The sequence below is a fragment of the Brevibacillus massiliensis genome (assembly GCF_000311785.1).
In the GTDB taxonomy this organism is placed as follows: Bacteria; Bacillota; Bacilli; order Brevibacillales; family Brevibacillaceae; genus Brevibacillus_C; species Brevibacillus_C massiliensis.
This window is the reverse complement of the sequence record NZ_HE978535.1, coordinates 228,776-246,099: the sequence shown is the minus strand read 5'-3', so window position 1 is coordinate 246,099 and position 17,324 is coordinate 228,776. Positions and strand designations below refer to the sequence as shown.

The 17,324-nt window shown below is 56.5% G+C and carries 13 protein-coding genes; 4 read left to right on the top strand and 9 right to left on the bottom strand.

Translation table 11 applies throughout. The features are described 5' to 3' along the window. Nucleotides 1-15: 15 nt before the first annotated feature. Entirely contained in the window at nucleotides 16-1,383 is a 1,368-nt protein-coding gene (locus tag HGBM_RS01265; RefSeq protein ID WP_019119292.1) for an NAD(P)-dependent oxidoreductase, read from the bottom strand. Between the two features lie 297 nt (nucleotides 1,384-1,680). On the opposite strand from HGBM_RS01265, the gene HGBM_RS26180 reads away from it, so the two are divergent. Beyond that, on the top strand, nucleotides 1,681-2,244 hold the full coding sequence (locus tag HGBM_RS26180; RefSeq protein ID WP_019119291.1) for a hypothetical protein: 564 nt from the start codon (nucleotides 1,681-1,683) through the stop codon (nucleotides 2,242-2,244). After that, nucleotides 2,226-2,636, top strand: coding sequence for a hypothetical protein (locus HGBM_RS01255; protein ID WP_019119290.1), 411 nt, complete (start codon nucleotides 2,226-2,228; stop codon nucleotides 2,634-2,636). Before HGBM_RS26180 ends, HGBM_RS01255 begins: the two co-directional genes overlap by 19 nt. 63 nt (nucleotides 2,637-2,699) lie before the next feature. Here HGBM_RS01255 and HGBM_RS01250 read toward each other — a convergent pair whose 3' ends face one another. Both HGBM_RS01250 and HGBM_RS01245 read right to left on the bottom strand, forming a co-directional pair. Next, nucleotides 2,700-4,064 (bottom strand): aspartate aminotransferase family protein, encoded by a 1,365-nt coding sequence (locus HGBM_RS01250; RefSeq protein WP_019119289.1) that lies wholly within the window; start codon nucleotides 4,062-4,064, stop codon nucleotides 2,700-2,702. Nucleotides 4,065-4,107: 43 nt separating this feature from the next. Then, nucleotides 4,108-5,604: a CoA-acylating methylmalonate-semialdehyde dehydrogenase gene (locus HGBM_RS01245; RefSeq protein ID WP_019119288.1), complete on the bottom strand. Its 1,497-nt coding sequence runs from the start codon at nucleotides 5,602-5,604 to the stop codon at nucleotides 4,108-4,110. A 137-nt stretch (nucleotides 5,605-5,741) separates the two neighbouring features. Between HGBM_RS01245 and HGBM_RS01240 the strand changes: the two genes are divergently transcribed. After that, a complete protein-coding gene (locus HGBM_RS01240) occupies nucleotides 5,742-7,382 on the top strand; it encodes a PucR family transcriptional regulator (protein WP_019119287.1) in 1,641 nt (546 codons plus the stop codon). Between the two features lie 64 nt (nucleotides 7,383-7,446). On the opposite strand, the gene HGBM_RS01235 is transcribed toward HGBM_RS01240, so the two are convergent. Both HGBM_RS01235 and HGBM_RS26175 read right to left on the bottom strand, forming a co-directional pair. Continuing rightward, on the bottom strand, nucleotides 7,447-7,707 hold the full coding sequence (locus HGBM_RS01235; RefSeq protein WP_019119286.1) for a hypothetical protein: 261 nt from the start codon (nucleotides 7,705-7,707) through the stop codon (nucleotides 7,447-7,449). A 374-nt stretch (nucleotides 7,708-8,081) separates the two neighbouring features. Continuing rightward, nucleotides 8,082-10,475 carry an AAA family ATPase gene (locus HGBM_RS26175; protein WP_019119285.1) on the bottom strand — a complete coding sequence of 798 codons (2,394 nt, stop codon included), beginning with the start codon at nucleotides 10,473-10,475 and terminating at the stop codon, nucleotides 8,082-8,084. 132 nt (nucleotides 10,476-10,607) lie between these two features. Between HGBM_RS26175 and HGBM_RS01220 the strand changes: the two genes are divergently transcribed. Further along, nucleotides 10,608-10,811: a hypothetical protein gene (locus HGBM_RS01220; RefSeq protein WP_019119284.1), complete on the top strand. Its 204-nt coding sequence runs from the start codon at nucleotides 10,608-10,610 to the stop codon at nucleotides 10,809-10,811. Between the two features lie 725 nt (nucleotides 10,812-11,536). On the opposite strand, the gene HGBM_RS01215 is transcribed toward HGBM_RS01220, so the two are convergent. The 4 genes from HGBM_RS01215 to HGBM_RS01200 all read right to left on the bottom strand — a co-directional run bounded on the left by HGBM_RS01215 (nucleotide 11,537) and on the right by HGBM_RS01200 (nucleotide 17,251). Then, on the bottom strand, nucleotides 11,537-11,866 hold the full coding sequence (locus tag HGBM_RS01215) for a hypothetical protein (RefSeq protein ID WP_019119283.1): 330 nt from the start codon (nucleotides 11,864-11,866) through the stop codon (nucleotides 11,537-11,539). A 6-nt stretch (nucleotides 11,867-11,872) separates the two neighbouring features. After that, on the bottom strand, nucleotides 11,873-14,434 hold the full coding sequence (gene parC / locus HGBM_RS01210; protein WP_019119282.1) for a DNA topoisomerase IV subunit A: 2,562 nt from the start codon (nucleotides 14,432-14,434) through the stop codon (nucleotides 11,873-11,875). A gap of 2 nt (nucleotides 14,435-14,436) precedes the next feature. Then, on the bottom strand, nucleotides 14,437-16,392 hold the full coding sequence (locus HGBM_RS01205) for a DNA gyrase/topoisomerase IV subunit B (RefSeq protein WP_019119281.1): 1,956 nt from the start codon (nucleotides 16,390-16,392) through the stop codon (nucleotides 14,437-14,439). Nucleotides 16,393-16,525: 133 nt separating this feature from the next. Then, on the bottom strand, nucleotides 16,526-17,251 hold the full coding sequence (locus HGBM_RS01200) for a YebC/PmpR family DNA-binding transcriptional regulator (protein WP_019119280.1): 726 nt from the start codon (nucleotides 17,249-17,251) through the stop codon (nucleotides 16,526-16,528). Nucleotides 17,252-17,324: the final 73 nt, after the last annotated feature.

The following is a 17,324-nucleotide window of genomic DNA, read 5'->3' as shown; positions in this document are numbered from 1 at the left end:
TTTGTTCCATGAGGGTCATGCCGTTGAAACAAGTCCCTGCAGCGATTCGTGTATGGACTGAGCCGCCCGCTTTCCTTGCTGGGCAGCATCGACAACCATCGCATCGGTTTTTCCTCCGCCGAAGATGATGTCGCCGGCGGCGAAGATGTTGGCCCGCGAGGTTTGGTAGGTGCTGGGATCGACTTTGACCACACCGCCCTGATGCTCCAGGCCAAAAGACTCGATTAGCGGCAGGTGCCGCTCTTGCCCGATGGCCTTAATGACGAAGTCGGTCTCCAGCGCAAACTCACTGCCGTCGATCGGCAGCGGTTTGCGCCTTCCCCGCTTGTCCGGTTCTCCCAGCCTCATCCGCTGCAGTACGAGACCGGTCACTCTCCCGCCCTGGCCGAGAATCCGTTTGGGGGCCACCAGCCAGCGGAACTCCACACCGTCCTGTTTGGCGAATTCGTACTCAAAATCGTACGCGGTCATCTCTTTTTCGGTCCGGCGGTAGAGCATCTGCACCTGCTCGGCACCCAGCCGCTTGGCGCAGGTGGCAGCGTCGATGGCCGTGTTGCCGGCGCCGATCACCGCCACCTTTTTGCCGATGAATTCCCCGGTCAGCGGCTTGGTCTTCGTCGCTTCGATCAGCGGCAGGGCGTCGTATACCCCGGCCAGTTCTTCGCCTTCGATGCCGAGACGGGGAACGGAAGCCATCCCGACTGCCAGCAGCACGGCATCGTGACTGTCGGAAAGCTCCTCCGGAGAGATGTCCTCACCAACGCGCACGCCGTACTTGAACCGGACGCCAAGCGCCTCCACCTGCTCCGTCTCCCAGAGCGCGATCTCCTGCGGCAGTCGAAAGGAGACGATCCCGTAGGTATTGAGCCCGCCTGCCTTCTCCCTCGCTTCGTAGACAGTCACGTAGTACCCCAACCGGGCCAATTCCCGCGCTGCAGAAAGCCCGGCCGGTCCGCCCCCGACAATCGCAACGCTCTTGCCGTTGCTCTCCCCCGGGGAGAACAAGACCCGCTTGTTTCGGATCGCCCAATCTGTCGCGTGCCGCTGCAAGAGACCGATCATGATCGGCCGGGAGGCGCCATTCAAGACACAAGCCCCCTCACACAGCTCTGATGTGGGGCAAACCCGGGCACAGCTCGCCCCCACCGGATTGGCTTCCATGATCGTCTTGGCCGAACCCAGCAGATTGCCGGTTGCGATTCGCTTGATAAACATGGGAATATCGATTCCGGTGGGACATGCTTTCACACACGGTGCATCGTAGCAGAAGAGACATCTGCTCGCTTCGTCGATCGCCTCCTTCGGTTTAAGCGCCGCGGTGACTTCCGAAAAATTCTTCTCCAAATCCGACACCGAAACGGACATTTCGTGGTCAGGGTTCATAGCGATCCTCCTTTGTGCGTATTGGCAAAGCCATTTACTATTAAAAGATGTCAAGATCCGCGCTTTTATGAATTTTTCGTACCGCATTCCCGTAGCCGCAAACGGTATCAATCCTTTTTTCTGCTCATGAATGATGCCGGGTGTTCATATCTTGTAAGAAAAGCTTCTAAAGAAGCCCTTTCAAAGAAGCTGATTCTTCTTTAGCGGAAGCTTTTCATGCAGGATAAGGAAGCCGTCTCAGGAAGTTGTACTTTCTTATCCTGTAACAAAAACCATGTGATGAAGAGGGACCCATACATGTGTGAGCTGGATAAATTCGCGGAAAGCATTCAGCGGTTAAGAGAAAAAATCGCCGCCGATACGAGGCGGTTGGAAGCGATGGAACAATCCCTTGCCGCCTTCCTGGATGAGAGGGAGAGGCGCTCCCAGTACCTTTCGTCACGGGAGCTCTCTGAGCTGATCGCCCGGTACAGCGGCAGACGGCTGAGCATGACGACGATCAAACGCTGGGCGGACCTGGGGCATTTGGGGAAAGTGCTGGACGAACGCGAACAGTTTCCCCTCCTGACGCGCAAACAGGGGCGGAAGCGAAGCCTCTATCACAAGTCGTCCGTATATCCCTTTCTCTGGGAAAAAAACCTGCTGCGGCCAAAGTACGACGTATTGGATGTCGTCCGTATCCGAATGAGCGGCACTGACGGCGTCCGGCAAGCCGGCCGTGCCGTCGTGCTCTCTTCGCGGCTTTGCGGGCAGCGCATCCTCTACCAACTGCAGACCGAGGAGTCTATGGAACTTTGGCAGGACGTACCTGAAGAACATCTATCCGCGCTGGAGGAAGAGGTATGTCACACGTCTCGCTGACGCTGCCCAACACGACAGAACTTCAGGCCTTTTGCCGGGCCATTCGCGACTGCCACAGGGAGCGGGAACAGCCGCTTGCGATCCGCTTTAGCGAGCAGGCCACCCATATTGTGTTGGAAGGGCCGGTCATCCTGCTCCCGATGCACCCGCCCCTGCCAAAAGAGGCCAAGATCGTCGGGACTGTCAAGCAGGTAGACAACCGTCATGAAATTCATCCGCAGGAAAAAGGCAAGACGATTAACCTGCACCTCGACTCGGAGCTGGTGGCCGAATTGGAACAAATCCGCAGGCACGTCGCCCGCAAAACCCAACACGAGGTCATCCTGGAGATGTTCGTCCGCGGCCTGCGCTCCTTTCAGCAGGAGCACCCGGAAGAGGGGAAGAAGCCCTGAAAACAGCAAAAAACGGGTTGAGAGCGTCGTGCCCTCAACCCGTTTTGTCTGCGATTTTTGCTGTCACTCCGTCAGCGTATCCAAAGCTTCTTTCAGCATGTTGACGATAAAATCGACCTCTTCCGCAGTCGTGGAAAACGGCGGGCTCAGGGTCAAGATATTGTTGAAGCCCGGTACGGTCTCCCCGTTCCGGCCGATGATCAGCCCGCGTTTTTTGCACTCGCCGATTACCTTGGTCAGTTTGTCCGGAGCCGCCGGTTCTTTTGTATCGCGATTTTCCACCATTTCGATTCCGGCCATAAAGCCAAAGCTGCGGATGTCCCCGACGTTGGGGTGATCTTCGATAATCGAGAGTTTCTGACGAAGCAGGACGCCAAGTTCCGCTGACCGCTCGATCAGTCCTTCTTTTTCCATAATCTCCATATTCTTCAGAGCGAGCGCACAAGCCGCCGGGCTGCCGCCAAACGTATTGACGTGGCGGAAGTGCTGATTGCCGCCCGGTTCGTTGAACAGATCGGCAATCTCTGCGCGGACGGCAGTCGCCGACAGCGGGAGATAGGCGCTGGTAATCCCTTTTGCCATCGTGACAATATCCGGCTTGACGCCGAAGTTCTGATGTCCAAACTTGCGGCCGGAACGGCCAAATCCGCAGATGACTTCGTCTACGATCAGCAGGACGCCGTACTTGTCGCAGATTTCCCGCACTTTGGGCAGGTACTCGGGTGGCGGAACGATCACGCCCCCGCCCGTGATCGTCGGTTCCATGATCACTGCTGCGACGGATTCCGCTCCTTCCCAATTGATCACTTCGTCAAACACCTGCGCGCACTCCAGGTTGCAGCTGCCGTACGTCTTGCCGAATGGACAGCGGTAGCAGTACGGCGGGGATACGTGCAGGAAGCCGGGAGCGAGCGGCTCGTACTGCTGTTTGCGGATGGACTGTCCCGTCGCCGCCAGCGAGCCCATCGTATTGCCGTGGTAAGCGCGATGGCGGGAGATGAACTTGTAGCGTCGCGGCTGTCCCTTGTGCTGATGGTACTGGCGGGCGATTTTAAAAGCCGTCTCATTCGCCTCCGAGCCGCTGTTGGAGAAGAATACGCGGTATTCGCCACCGAGCCATTCACTTACCTTTTCGGACAGTTCAATCGCCGGAACGTGGCTGTTCGACAGCGGGAAATAGGCCAGCGCCTTCAGCTGTTCATACGCCGCATCCGCCAACTCCTGGCGGCCGTACCCGATGTTTACGCACCACAGTCCGGCCATCCCGTCCAGGTAGCGGTTTCCGTCGATATCCGTCACCCACGACCCCTTTGCCTCGGTCGCGATCATCGGGTTGGGATTGTAGGGGGACATGTGATGCCACATGTGCGTCCGGTCTTTTTCCAACAGCTCCTCTTTGTCCTTCGCAACGGTTTGCTCTTTTTGCATAGTGCCCGTCCTCCTCACCTATGATAAAATTGTGGGAATCCTGTTACTTCACAAACACTTTTTGCGAACCGATATTCGTCTCGCCGTCTTCGAACCAGCGGGATGTGACCGTCTTTTTCTTGGTGTAAAACTCGACGCCGTCCTTGCCGTTGGCGTGCAGATCGCCGTAGAAGGACTGTTTCCAGCCGGAGAACGGGAAGAAGGACATCGGTGCGGGCACGCCTACGTTTACGCCGACCATTCCCGCCTCTACGCGCTGGACGAATTCGCGCCCCAGGCGGCCGCTGTTCGTGTAGATGCAGGCACCGTTGCCGTAGCGGGACTTGCTGATCGTCTCAAGTCCGTCTTCAAAGTCCTTTACCCGGACGATGCTAAGTACCGGAGCGAAGATCTCGTCGCGGACGATCACCATTTCGGCCGTGGCTTTATCCAGCAGGGTAGGTCCGAGGAAGTAGCCCTTATCATGGGCGGCCGCGTCTTTGCGTCCGTCGCGGACGAGCTGTGCCCCCTCCTCTTTGCCGCGCTCAATGTAGCTGTGCACGCGTTCCAGGTGGTTCGCCCGGATAACCGGCCCCAGGTCGACGCCGTTCTCCAATCCGTTGCCCATGATCAGCGCGTCGGATTCTTCGATCAGGTACTGCACCAGCTCGTCGGCGATGCTCTCTACCGCGACCACCACGCTGGCAGCCATGCAGCGCTCGCCGGCACAGCCGAATGCCGCGCTGGCAATCGTTTTGGCTGCCCGCCGCAGGTCCGTGTCCGGCATGACCAGATGGTGGTTTTTGGCGCCTGCCAGCGCCTGGACGCGCTTGCCGTGGGCCGCCGAGGTTTTGTACACGTACTCGGCGACAGGCTGGGAACCGACGAATGAAATCGCCTTTACGTCAGGGTGCTCCATCAAGCCATTGACGACGTCGTGCCCGCCGTTGACGATGTTGAACACGCCGTCGGGAAGCCCTGCTTCCTTCAACAGCTCGGCGACGCGGGCGGAGGAGTTGGGAGTCCGTTCGGAAGGCTTCAAGACAAAGGTATTTCCGGCCGTGATCGCAATCGGGAACATCCACATTGGAACCATCAGCGGGAAGTTGAACGGCGTAATCCCGCCCACTACGCCAAGCGGGAAGCGAATCGTCTGGCTGTCGATGCTGCGGGCGATGTTGGGCAGCGTATCCCCCATCAGGAGCGTAGGCATCCCGGCGGCAAACTCTACCATTTCGATGCCGCGGAGCAATTCCCCGTGGGCTTCCGGCAGGTTTTTGCCGTTTTCCATGGTGATCATCCGGGCAAGCTCGTCAGCGTGCTGCCACAGCAGCTGCTGAAACTTGAACATGATGCGGGCGCGGTCGACCACGGGCGTGTCGCTCCAGGCAGGGAATGCCTTTTTGGCTGCCTCGACCGCAGCGTCTACATCCGCTCTCGTGGAGAGCGGTACCTGTGACAAAATCTCTCCGGTTGCCGGGTTGGGCACATCCTCGTACCGTTCCGTCTGAGGTGTCGCCCATTCGCCGTTGATGTAGTTGGCCAGTTTCTTTGTCGTCATCAAATTGTCAACTCCTTTTGCTAACATCTGTCTTCGCCTTATTTTATCAGAAAATTTTTTCACAAATCATGAGACATCTTGTCACCTTTTTACAACCATTTTATTAACAAGATGTCAATTCGGATGAGGAGGAACCCATGCAAACCGAGTGGAGATTAACCGTTGCCGATGTACTCAGGCGCCCTTTGTTCGAACACGCTGACGTCATTGCCGGGAGCCGCGGGTTAGCCCGTTCGATCAGATGGGTGCATATCCTGGAGGCGGCCTCAAACGCAGCTTTCCTCAATGGCGGAGAGTTGGTTCTCTCGACCGGAGTGGGCTTTGGTGAGGATGACGGGAAGCGGCTCGCTTTTTTGCAGGGACTGATTGAGCGGGGGGCAGCCGGTTTATGTGTGGAATTGGGTCCTTACATCCCGGAGATCCCGGAGTCGATGCGGGAATTGTCCGAGCACCACCAGTTTCCCCTGATCGCCTTTCGCAGGCCTGTCCGCTTCGTCGATATTACACTGGATCTGCACGAGAGCATCGTGACCCGGCAAACAGAGGCGCTGCGCCATTTGGAAGCCTACTCGCGCGAACTCCAGCAGCTGACCCTGCAAACGACGGGTCTGCCGCGGCTGTTGACTCACTTTCAAGCCGCTGTCCAAACCCAGGTATTCCTCATTCGGCAAGAGCGTTCCCCGCTGTTCGTCCCGGCGATGGCCCATTCCGTGCAAAATGAATTGGTGGCGCTCTTCCAGAAGTCGCAGCAAGCGGGGGAACTGTCCGGGCAGGCCAACGGAATCCTGTCCTTATCGGAGCAAAAGCGGATTCTCTACCAGCCCATCAATGCCATGGGCCACGTACTTGCCTACCTCGGGGTGATCCTCTACGAACAAGAGCCGAATGAAATCCTGCTGCTTACGCTGGATCGCACAGCTACAGCGGTCGCCCAACTCTTGCTGCGAAGCATGTTCGCCGAAGAGCAGGCCCGCGACAGCCAAAATCGCTTGCTGGACGACATCCTGCAAGGCCGCATGCGCCACGAACGGCAGCTTCAGACGCTGCTGGGAATTCAGCCGCAAGCGGCGCCGCCCGGCTATTTTGCCGTCGTGATGGAAATCCAGGCCGAGACGCCCCAGTTTAACGAGGAAGAAGGCTCGTACTACGATCTGCTCAGCGTCTTCCGCTCCATCGTTTCCTGCTGCGGATTCCGCCTGTATCAACGCGCCAAAGGAGAGCGGCTGTACATGCTGTTCGTCGAGACCGGGACGCTCACCGGACCGCGAATGCAGTTGCAAAAAGCAGTAAACGAACTGACCCGAACCTGCCGCAGCGCCCTGGGTCACGCTGCCCAAGTCCGATTCGGGATCAGCAGGCGATCCGTGCGTTACGTTGAAGCAGACAGCCACTTTCGCGAAGCGGAACAAGTGCTCACGCTGCAGCCAAAGACTGCCTCTTCCAGCCCGTTTTACGATGACCTCGGCGTCTACCGGCTGCTGCTGCAAATCACAGACGAACATGCCATCGACGCTTTTATCTCCGATTACCTCGGACCGCTGCTTCAGTACGACGAACATCACGGCAGCAGGCTCGTGCTCACCCTTCGCACGCTGCTCGACCATAACGGCTCCAAACAAGAGACTGCCGACCAGCTGTACATCAGGCGGCAGACCCTGTACAACCGCCTCGAAAAAATTGCCGAGCTGATTGGAGATACGTATCTTGAACCCGAGCATCGGCTCTGCCTGGAATTGGCTCTCCGGGCCCACGCGTGGCAGCAGCGAGTCCAAGCCTAGGCTCTGGCATAAAAAGGATCCGCCCATCCTCTTCCCGGATTGGGCGGATCCTTTTCTTACAGGTTTATTTTTTAATCTGGCGTTTAATCGAATCGAGATCGGTCTTGTTCATCCCCCGTCTGGATAATTTATCGAGAACGCTTTTGGTGTTCTCGGTTTTAGACATTTGCCGGAATTGCGCGGCGAGTTTCTTCACTTGATCTTCGGACAAATTTTTGCCGACCCGCTTGCCGATATCGCGAATGACATCCCGCAATCCGGTTTCCGATTTCAGCTTCTCTTTCGGAATCGATTTGGCGTAGTTGATCCACTTGCTGTAGTCCACATTGTCTCCTCCTGTCTGTATTGGCTTCTCCCTTCACGATATGCCGGACTTAACGGGATGGCTTGGTCGCATGTCACATGTCAGACAACCAAATTTACTTGCAAAAAAACAGGATGCCCGCTGCGGACATCCCGACAAGATCTCGCCCTTCTCAATCGTCAAATTCGGCCACAATTACAAGGAGAATGAACAGCACCAGGATGACCGGAAAAAAGAAAAAGCCCCCACCAGACATTGGATTACCCTCCCTTCATTGGTTCCGGTCATAGTGTATGGCGTTTTGCCGCAGCCCGCATGTACAGCTGCACATGCGAAAGCCGCCCTAATTCCCATTTTTACGTACAAAAAAATGCCTGGATCATCCAGGCATGCCATTATTCCAGCACTGGCGCGAAGTCTTCCCAGACCAACTGGCTGAGGGCATCCGATGTCAGTTCGTCCGCAGCGAGGAGGCCCAGACGGAGGGCCTGCTGCTGCAGCGCCGCTTCGCTAAGGTTGCGGACCAGTCGGCCATTGCCTTGCAGCCTGCCATGTCGCTCCATGTCAACCAGGCGATCCAACAGCCGGTCAGCCGCCTGCTGCTCCAACCGATAGCCCCGCGCCCGCAGCAGCCCGAGCATCATCTGCTGCAGTTCTGCGGGAGTATAGTCCGGGAAGCAAAAGAATTTGGCAAACCGGGAAGCCAAACCGGGGTTGCTGGCAAGCAGCTGCTCCATCTCCTGCTGGTACCCGGCCAATACGACAACCAGGTTGTCTTCGTGCTTTGTCATCTCTTCCACCAGCGTATTGATCGCTTCCTGCCCAAAGTCATTTTCGCTCCCTGTCTGCAGTGCGTAAGCTTCGTCGATAAACAGCACTCCGCCCAGCGCTTCCCGGACTTTGCGCCGTGTCTTTAGCGCGGTTTGCCCGACGAAGCCCGCCACCAAATCGGAACGGCCTACCGAAACGAGATGTCCCCGCTTCAGATACCCGGTCTCTTTTAACAACAAGGCGTACAACCTTGCAACGGTGGTTTTGCCGGTGCCAGGGTTGCCGGTAAAGACGGCATTCAGGTGCAGCGGGACAGCAGGCAGCCCTTTTTGTTGGCGCATCTGTTGAATGCGCAGATACGCGGCCAGCTTTTCCATTTCGGCCTTCACTTCCCCCAGCCCGATCAGCTCTTGCAGCTGCTCGCTGGCAGTGGCGTACCGTCTCGGTGTTTCGCTCGATCGCCGCCCTTCCTTTTCGCTCCGGGGATCGACGTCCTCCGGGTACAACATGGTAAAATCGTTCACATGCAGCTCCCCGCCTGTTTCCATTCTCTTTCCTTTGGAAAAGATGGCGTCGAGTACGATATTCCGGGCCGTACGGGCATTGCCGAACGTCTCGTCGACCCGTTCCCTCTCCAGCCTTTGAAGCATCGCCTGCTTGGCCGCTTCGGAAAAGAAAAAATCGTTGCGGGCTGCTACGTGTTCAGCGATCGCCAGCAGTTCTTCGTCGTTGTAGTCTGGCAAAACAAAGTGGCCCGTTTCCGGAAAACGGCTGCGGAGCCCGGGATTGGCCTCGAGAAAGTGGCGCATTTCCTCCGGGTAACCGGCGAGGATGACGACGAACTTGCCCGCGTATTCACCGCTCGTCATCGCCGCTACCAGGGTGTCGATCGCCACCTGTCCGTAATCGCCGCCGTGGCTGTCCGGGCGTTTGAGGCTGTATGCTTCATCGATGAACAGCACCCCGCCGACCGCTCGCTTAACGGCGTCCATCGTCCGCTGCTCCGTCTGGCCAAGGTACGAGCCGACCAGGTGGGAGCGATCCACCTCTACCACATCATCCCTGCTGAGCAGCCCCAATTCGTGGTAGAGGCGGGCAAGCAGCCGGGCCAGCGTCGTTTTGCCCGTTCCCGGATTGCCCATCAGCACGGCGTGCAGTTCTGGTTCATCCTGCATCATCCAGCCTTTTTCCCGGCGCAGGCGCTGGTAGCGGAGGTATCCGGCCCATTGCTTTACCCTTGCCTTTATTTCTGTCATCCCGATCAATTCATCCAACTCGGCCAGTGCGGAACGCACCTTTACCGGCGCCGCCGGCTCTTCCGCATCCAACTGGCTACGCAGCGCCACGTTCCACTCGCCCTGCAGCCCCGACAGTTTTTGGATGGCTGTCTGCACGTTTTTCAGCAATTCCGAGGAGTAAAACACCCCCTGCAAGGATTCGGCGTAGGCGATCGCATGGACGACGAGATCCTGCATCGCCTCCTTCAGCTTTGCCAGCAGCGGTGCAAGCCGGCGCAAAGTCTCTCCTGCAGCTTCGTCTTCGGCAACGAAGACAGCTGCCTGGCCGCGGTCCAGCAGCTCATTCCAGCGGGTGAAACCCTGCAAATGTTCACTGATTTTTTCCAACAAAGTGCGAATATGTTGTTTCCTCGTCGCGGCATTGTCCGTCTCGCGAATGGCAGGCAGTCCGCTGACGACATCCAACCGGGCCAGACTGGCTATCGCAAGCCGGGCCGCCAGCTGCGCGGCCGGCTTCGACCCGGGGTCAAGCTGCATCGCCTTGTCTACCCACTCCATCGCCTGCTGCAAACCGTCTGCTTTTTGCCAGCGGGATTGCGCCAGACAAGTGAGCAAAAACGCTTCCGCCCGATCCAATTTCGCTTTCTCTGTCTCCCCGTGCTGTCTCTCTACAGCCACCTGGCTCAGCAGCCCGATCGCGTCCCGCTCGGACACCTCTACCGGTGATATCTCGCCGTCCAACAAAGCGGCGAGCCTGTCTGTCCCCTCAGTCATGTGCATGTTTATCCGTTCCTCTCCAAGCGTGATTCCACCTTGTTGTACCATGTTTCGGCCGAGAAGAAAAGGGGGCCGGACATGCAATCTCTGGTAGATTCAGCTGAAATGGGCAAACTATGCAAGGAGGTGAACCGCATGGAAAGAAACATGAAGGTCAACGGACGGGAATTAACCTTTGCGACGACGTATGACGGAGATTCGCAGTACGATGTACAGGTTCGCAGCGGAGAAAAAGTCGTCACCCGTTTTAAAATTGCCGCCGATCGGGAAGAAGATGTCTTTGAAGCGGCATTGGCGCACGTAAAGTCGGACATCCAGATGGGGAACGTGGATATTTGAGCAAGGCAGTTCGCAAGGCGTGACGGGGGATTCCTCTTTTTGCAAACTACTCGCCCCTAAAAACAAATAAGGGGGCCCCCCTATCTTATCTCTACCTGATTCAAGAGAATGAGCCGATTGCTTTTTTAACAGCGGGACGATCTCTTTGTTCCAGCGGTCAATCCACACATTTCGCACTGTTGAAATACGTTCCCGGTCAACAAGTGGGAGCGCCTTTACTTTTTCTTCGCCATAGATGACCTTGTTGGCCAAATCGTCAGAGAGGCTTGCGTTTTTATTGGTTGGGCCGCAGTACCTATCTTTGGTAAATCCAACCTGAGCTTCCGGATTGAGTGCCATGTCTTGATTATTGGATTGAGCGCGGGTACATCCCACCAGGGAGCAATACACACTTCTCCGCGTGTAAACATGTCGGTTAACTGTGCTGTTGATGCCGAAATTGTCAGCAGATTTGGCGCTCATTTTTGAAACCACTCGAATGATGGCTCAATATTTTTTCATCCCCACCATCCAGCTTGCCTGCTGCTACAAATGCTTGAATCAATGTTTAGAGCATATATATGTAGAAACTCATTCATAACAATAGGGCTGCCCATAGTCATGCTCCATGACTATGGGCAGCCCCCCTCGCCACAAATGATTTTGCTTGTATACCGGTACAGCAAACAAATCAGTCTCTTGTCGATTTTGGACTGCTATTGTTCAAAGTTGCTTTCCGAAATTACCTACACCGCCGAAAAAGCGTCCAGCTGTGTCGGCTGGGACAGCATTTCCCCGGACGGCAAAAGGATCGTTACGACACCTTCGCCCTTTTCCGCATCGGTCCAGTCAAAATCAAAGGTAAACGGCTGCTTGGCGTGGGGTTCCGCTTCGTCCAGCTGGGCCAACATGTCCCGCAGCGAATCGGACAGGAGCGGAACGGCGATCCGTCCGCCCTCCTGATCGGGCAGGGACAAGTACTTTGGCGTCTCTTCAAAGTAGAGCACCGTATCCAGCAGCAGCGCCGCCTGCTGCCAGGACAGCTCCGCGGTAAAGCGTTCAAACGGTTTTTCCATGTGCGATCAATCCTTCGGCTCTGATGGGTTGTCAAATAGACTTACCTGTTCGGCGGGCGGCTCGTCATGGGGTGAGACAGGAGCCGATTTGCCGGATGGCGGTACGCTCCCCGGCTCCTTCATCTCTTCTGCCGGGACTGTCGCTTCATAGGCGATCTCTTTTGCTCCGCCTTCGACGACGACCCTGCCGATTCCCCCCTGCTCGTTGATTGGCACGTGTGACGAATCTACTTCCGTCCAACCCCCGCTTTCACTTAATGCGTACAGCTTGTCCATCGCCTCATCTTCGATTTGGGCGGTGACGACGACGTGCGGATGGGTCTTGCGTTTGCGGATGACGACAAGCCCTTTGCCCGCCCGCGCCTGAATCGGGAATCCGCTGATCCAGGTGCGCTTGACCACGCCTTCTGACGTCAACACGCGAACGCTCCGCGGGTCGTCTTCTTCTGCCGCAAGCACGGTAACCACCTCGTCCCCTTTGGCCAGGTTGATCGCCTTGACACCGCTGGATGCGCGGCCGGTAGGAGCCACCTCGCTCTGGAGAAAGCGAATCGCCATTCCCTCCCGCGTAAAGGCGAAGAAGGTCCCGGACTCACCAGCAAGCAGTACGTTGATGTACTCGTCATCCTCTTTTTTCAACTTGGCGGCTACAATCGCGCTGGAGCGATTCGTCTCGTAATCAGCGAGCGCGCTCTTCTTGATCAGCCCCTGGCGGCTGACGTGGCAGACGTACAGCGGCAGCGAGAAGCTGTCGACGATATGCATGGCTACGACGCGCTGATGTTTTTCCAGCGGGATGACGTTGACCAGTGCGGTCCCGATGTCCTTCCATTTGGCGTCGGGAATATCGTTGACCAACATCGCAAAGTACTTTCCGTCCTGGGTAAAGAAGAGTGCGGTATGCGATGTGTTCGCCTCGATGAATCTGCGGACGCGGTCGCCTTCTTTGACGCCGCAAGATTCGATCGTCCCGCCCATCGACTTGAAGGAACGGGGGCTCGTCCGCTTGATGTAACCGTCGTTGGTCAACGTGACGATGCAATCCTCGGCATTGATCTGCATGGCGATGTCGACCTTCACTTCTTCAATTTCTCCCTGAATCTCCGTCCGCCGCGGTTCGCTGTACTGTTTTTTGATCTCCAACAGCTCCTGCACGATTACGTTGATCAGTTTTTTCTCGCTGCCGAGAATCGCCTCCAGCAGGGCGATCTCTTTGGCCAATGCCGCCAGCTCTTTTTCCAGCTTGACAATGTCGATACGGGTCAAGGAGGCCAGTTGGATGCTTAAAATCGCGTCCGCCTGGACGTCGGTGAAACCGTACTGTTCCATGATGTTTTTCTTGGCGTCGGCACGATCCTCCGAAGCCATGATCGTATCGACGATTTCCCGCAAAATCGACTTGGCCCGGATCAATCCCTGCACGACGTGTTCGCGATTTCGCTTCCGCTCCAAGTCGTACTTGGAACGGCGGGTCACGACTTCTTTTTGATGGCTTATATAGGCGTCAAGAAGCTGTTTTAACCCCATTTGCCGAATCGTGCCTTCGTGAATCGCGTTCATGTTGTAGTTGTAGAAAATCTGCAGGTCGGTGTTTTTATACAGGTAGTTGAGGATCGCTTCCGGGTCGGCCTCTTTTTTGATGTCGATGACGATACGCACCTGGCGCAGTTCTGCTTCCTTGCGCCCGGTTTCGTCGCGGACAGCCAGCGCTCCCTCGATCTTGCGGTCCAGCACCAAGTCGTCGATCTGGGCAACCAGCTTTGATTTGACGACATCGTAGGGGAGTTCGCTGATGACGATCCGCTTGCCTTTGCTGCCCTTCGCCTCTTCCACATGGCAGCGGCCGCGGATGACGAACTGTCCGCGCCCAGTCTCAAACGCCTTGCGAATCCCGGAGAGCCCTTGAACGATCCCGCCTGTAGAGAAGTCCGGTCCCTTGATGTGCTCCATCAGCTCGTCCAAGGTGATGTCGGGCTTTTTCATCTGGGCGATCGTCGCATCGATCACTTCTCCCAGGTTATGGGTCGGAATGTCGGTGGCAAACCCGACGGCAATCCCGGCCGCTCCGTTGACCAGCAGGTTGGGAAAACGGGCGGGAAGCACCGCTGGCTGAACCGTCGTGTTGTCGTAGTTGGGAATAAACGGCACCGTGTCCTTTTCGATGTCGCGCAGCATCTGTTCGGCCAGGGCGGACAGCCGCGCCTCCGTATAACGCATGGCGGCCGGCGGATCGGCGTCCAGGCTCCCGAAGTTGCCCTGTCCGTCGATCATCGTCTGGCGCATCTTCCACCACTGGGCCATGCGGACCATCGTCTCGTAGATCGCCGCATCTCCGTGCGGATGGTAGGTTCCCATCACGGCCCCGACCGTCTTGGCCGATTTGCGGTACGTTTTGTCATGCGTGTTGCCATCCTGGTACATCGAGTATAAAATCCGCCGCTGCACCGGCTTCAGGCCGTCGCGGGCATCAGGGATCGCCCGCGACAGGATGACCAGATTGGCGTAGTCGCCAAACCGCTTTCCCATCAGCTCGGCAAAACTCCGCTCGATCACTCTCGTCGATAACATGCCTATTCATCCTCCCCCACTTCGAATGTGACGTGGCTCTCAATCCATTCACGGCGGGGAGGCACCTTGTCTCCCATCAGTACGGTAACCAGTTTTTCCGAATGGGCCAAGTCTTCCAGCCTGACCTGGATCAGCTTGCGGGTTTCCGGGTTCATCGTCGTCTCCCACAGTTGATCCGGGTTCATTTCGCCAAGACCCTTATAGCGTACGACTTCTGCTCCCCGGCCAAGCTTTTTGAGCGCTTGTTCCAACTCGCTGTCGTCCCAGCAGTAGACGGACTCCGGCTTTTTGCCGCCCTTTTTTACCTGATAGAGCGGCGGCTGGGCGATGTACAGCTTGCCTGCAGAGATCAACGGCTGGGTATAGCGAAAGAAAAAGGTCAGCAGCAGGGCCTGAATGTGAGACCCGTCCACATCGGCGTCGGACATGATGATGATCTTGTCAAACGCGCAGTTCTCGAATGAAGATTCGTCGCCGATATCCGTCTCCAGCACTTCCAGGATCGTCCGGAATTCCTCGTTGGCCAGGATGTCCGACAGCTTCGCTTTCTCGGTGTTGAGTGGTTTCCCCTTCAGCCCGAAGATGGCCTGAAACTCCGAGTTGCGCGCCTGCTTGGCGGAACCGCCAGCTGAATCCCCCTCGACGAGGAACAGTTCGTTTCGCTTCGGGTCTTTGTACTGGGGCGGAGCGAACTTTTCCGAGATCGACTTCCGCTTTTTGGCCCCTTTTCCCTTTTTATCGCCGCGCAGCGCTTCCCTTTGCTTGCGCAGCTCTTCGCGAATTTCTGCGGAGCGAATCGCTTTTTCGATAAGCAGCTTGCCGATCTCCGGATTTTCCTCCAGGAAGAAGCCGAGCTTTTCCGAGACGATCTGCTCGACGAGCGTGCGCGCCTCCTCATTTCCCAGCTTGTCCTTGGTTTGCGATTCAAACTGGACGTCGGCCATCTGCAGCGAGAGCACGCCGAGGAACCCTTCGCGCAGATCGTTGCCGGTCAGATTGGCGTCCTTGTCTTTCAGGAACCCTTTGCGCCGGGCAAATTCGTTGAAGACGCGGGTCGTCCCGTTGCGAAAGCCGGTCACATGGGTGCCGCCGTCGTTCGTCGGGACGGAGTTGACGTACGAGACGAGCGTCTCCGCATAGCCGTCGTTGTACTGGAAGGCCAGTTCGACGTAGATGTTCTCTTTTTCGCCGTCAAAGTAGACGATCGGATGAAGCGTCTGCTTCCCCTCGTTCAGGTAGGCCACGTATGACTTCAGACCGTCCTCGTAATAAAATTCCTCCCGCCTCTCTTCCGCGCCGCGCTGGTCGATCAGCACCAGCCGAAGGCCCTTCAGCAGGAAGGCGGTTTCCCGAAAGCGGTCGCGGATCAGCTCGTAATCGAACCGGGTGGTGGTAAAGACGCGTTCATCCGGCAGGAACGTTACGGTCGTCCCGGTTCGCTTGGTCTTGCCGACGACTGTGAGCTCGGTCACCGGCATGCCGACGTGTTCGCTGCCGTCCTCGTCTACCACATATTCAAACCGCTGCTTATGTATGAGGCCTTCGCGATGGATTTCCACTTCCAGCCACTTGGACAGGGCCACGACAACACTGGAGCCGACTCCGTGCAAGCCGCCGCTCTTCTTGTATCCGCCGCCGCCGAATTTGCCGCCGGCGTGCAGGGTGGTAAAGATCACTTCCGGCACCGGCCGCCCCGACTTGTGCATGCCGGTAGGGATACCCCGTCCGTGGTCTTCCACACTGACACTGCCATCCTTGTATAATGTCACAATGATTTTATCGTTAAAACCGGCCAGCGTCTCGTCTTTGGCATTATCGACAATCTCCCACAACAAATGGTGCAAGCCGCGGCTGCCGGTTGATCCGATGTACATGCCAGGCCGTCTGCGAACGGCGATCAGCCCTTCGAGTACCTGAATATCGTCTTCTGTATAGGTTAAATGCTGCACTTCCGTCATCATTTCTCCCCTCTGTACACGTGGTGTGGAATAATGGCGAACACTTAATCGCTATTTTATACCATTTTTTCAAAAGAAAAAACAGCCCTGCGAAAAAAGCAGCCATCCTGCCTGGGCAAGATGGCTACATGGTCTACTCGTCTTCAATCTCAAAGTTGGCGTAAACGTTTTGGACGTCATCGTTTTCCTCGAAGGCTTCCATCATTTTCAGCATTTTTTCCGCATTTTCGCCTGAGATCTTCACCGTGTTTTGCGGCACCCACTGTACCTGGGCATTGACAAATGAATACCCTTCCGCTTCCAGTCCGGATTTGACCTGGTCCAGTTCGTGCGGGTGGGTAATCACCTCAAATGTATCCGGAGAAATTTCGACGTCCTCCGCCCCGGCTTCCAACGCCTGCATGAGCATCGTATCCTCGTCGACGTCAAACTCTTCCCGATCGATCACGATCACGCCCTTGTGATCGAACATAAAGCTGACCGAACCCGTCTCGCCGAGGTTGCCTCCGCGCTTGTTGAAGATCGCACGGACATCGGCTGCTGTCCGGTTCCGGTTGTCCGTCAAACACTCGACGATCACGGCGACGCCACCCGGACCGTACCCTTCATAGCGGATTTCATCGTAGTTGTCCGCTTGCCCGGTATCAGTCGCCCGCTTGATCGCCCGCTCGATATTCTCCAACGGCATATTGATCGCCCGCGCATTGGCAATAATTGCCTTTAATTTCAAGTTTGCATTGGGATCAGGGCCGCCTTTTTTCGCTTCCACGTAAATTTGCCTGGCAAATTTGACGTACTGGTTGTTCCGCTTCTGATCGGCGACGCCTTTTCTGTTGGCAAACAGCTTGAACTTTGGCATGGTAAAAACTCTCCTCACATGACAGGAATACACGTTATAGTGTAGCATTTCGTTTCATGAATGGTCAAAAAAA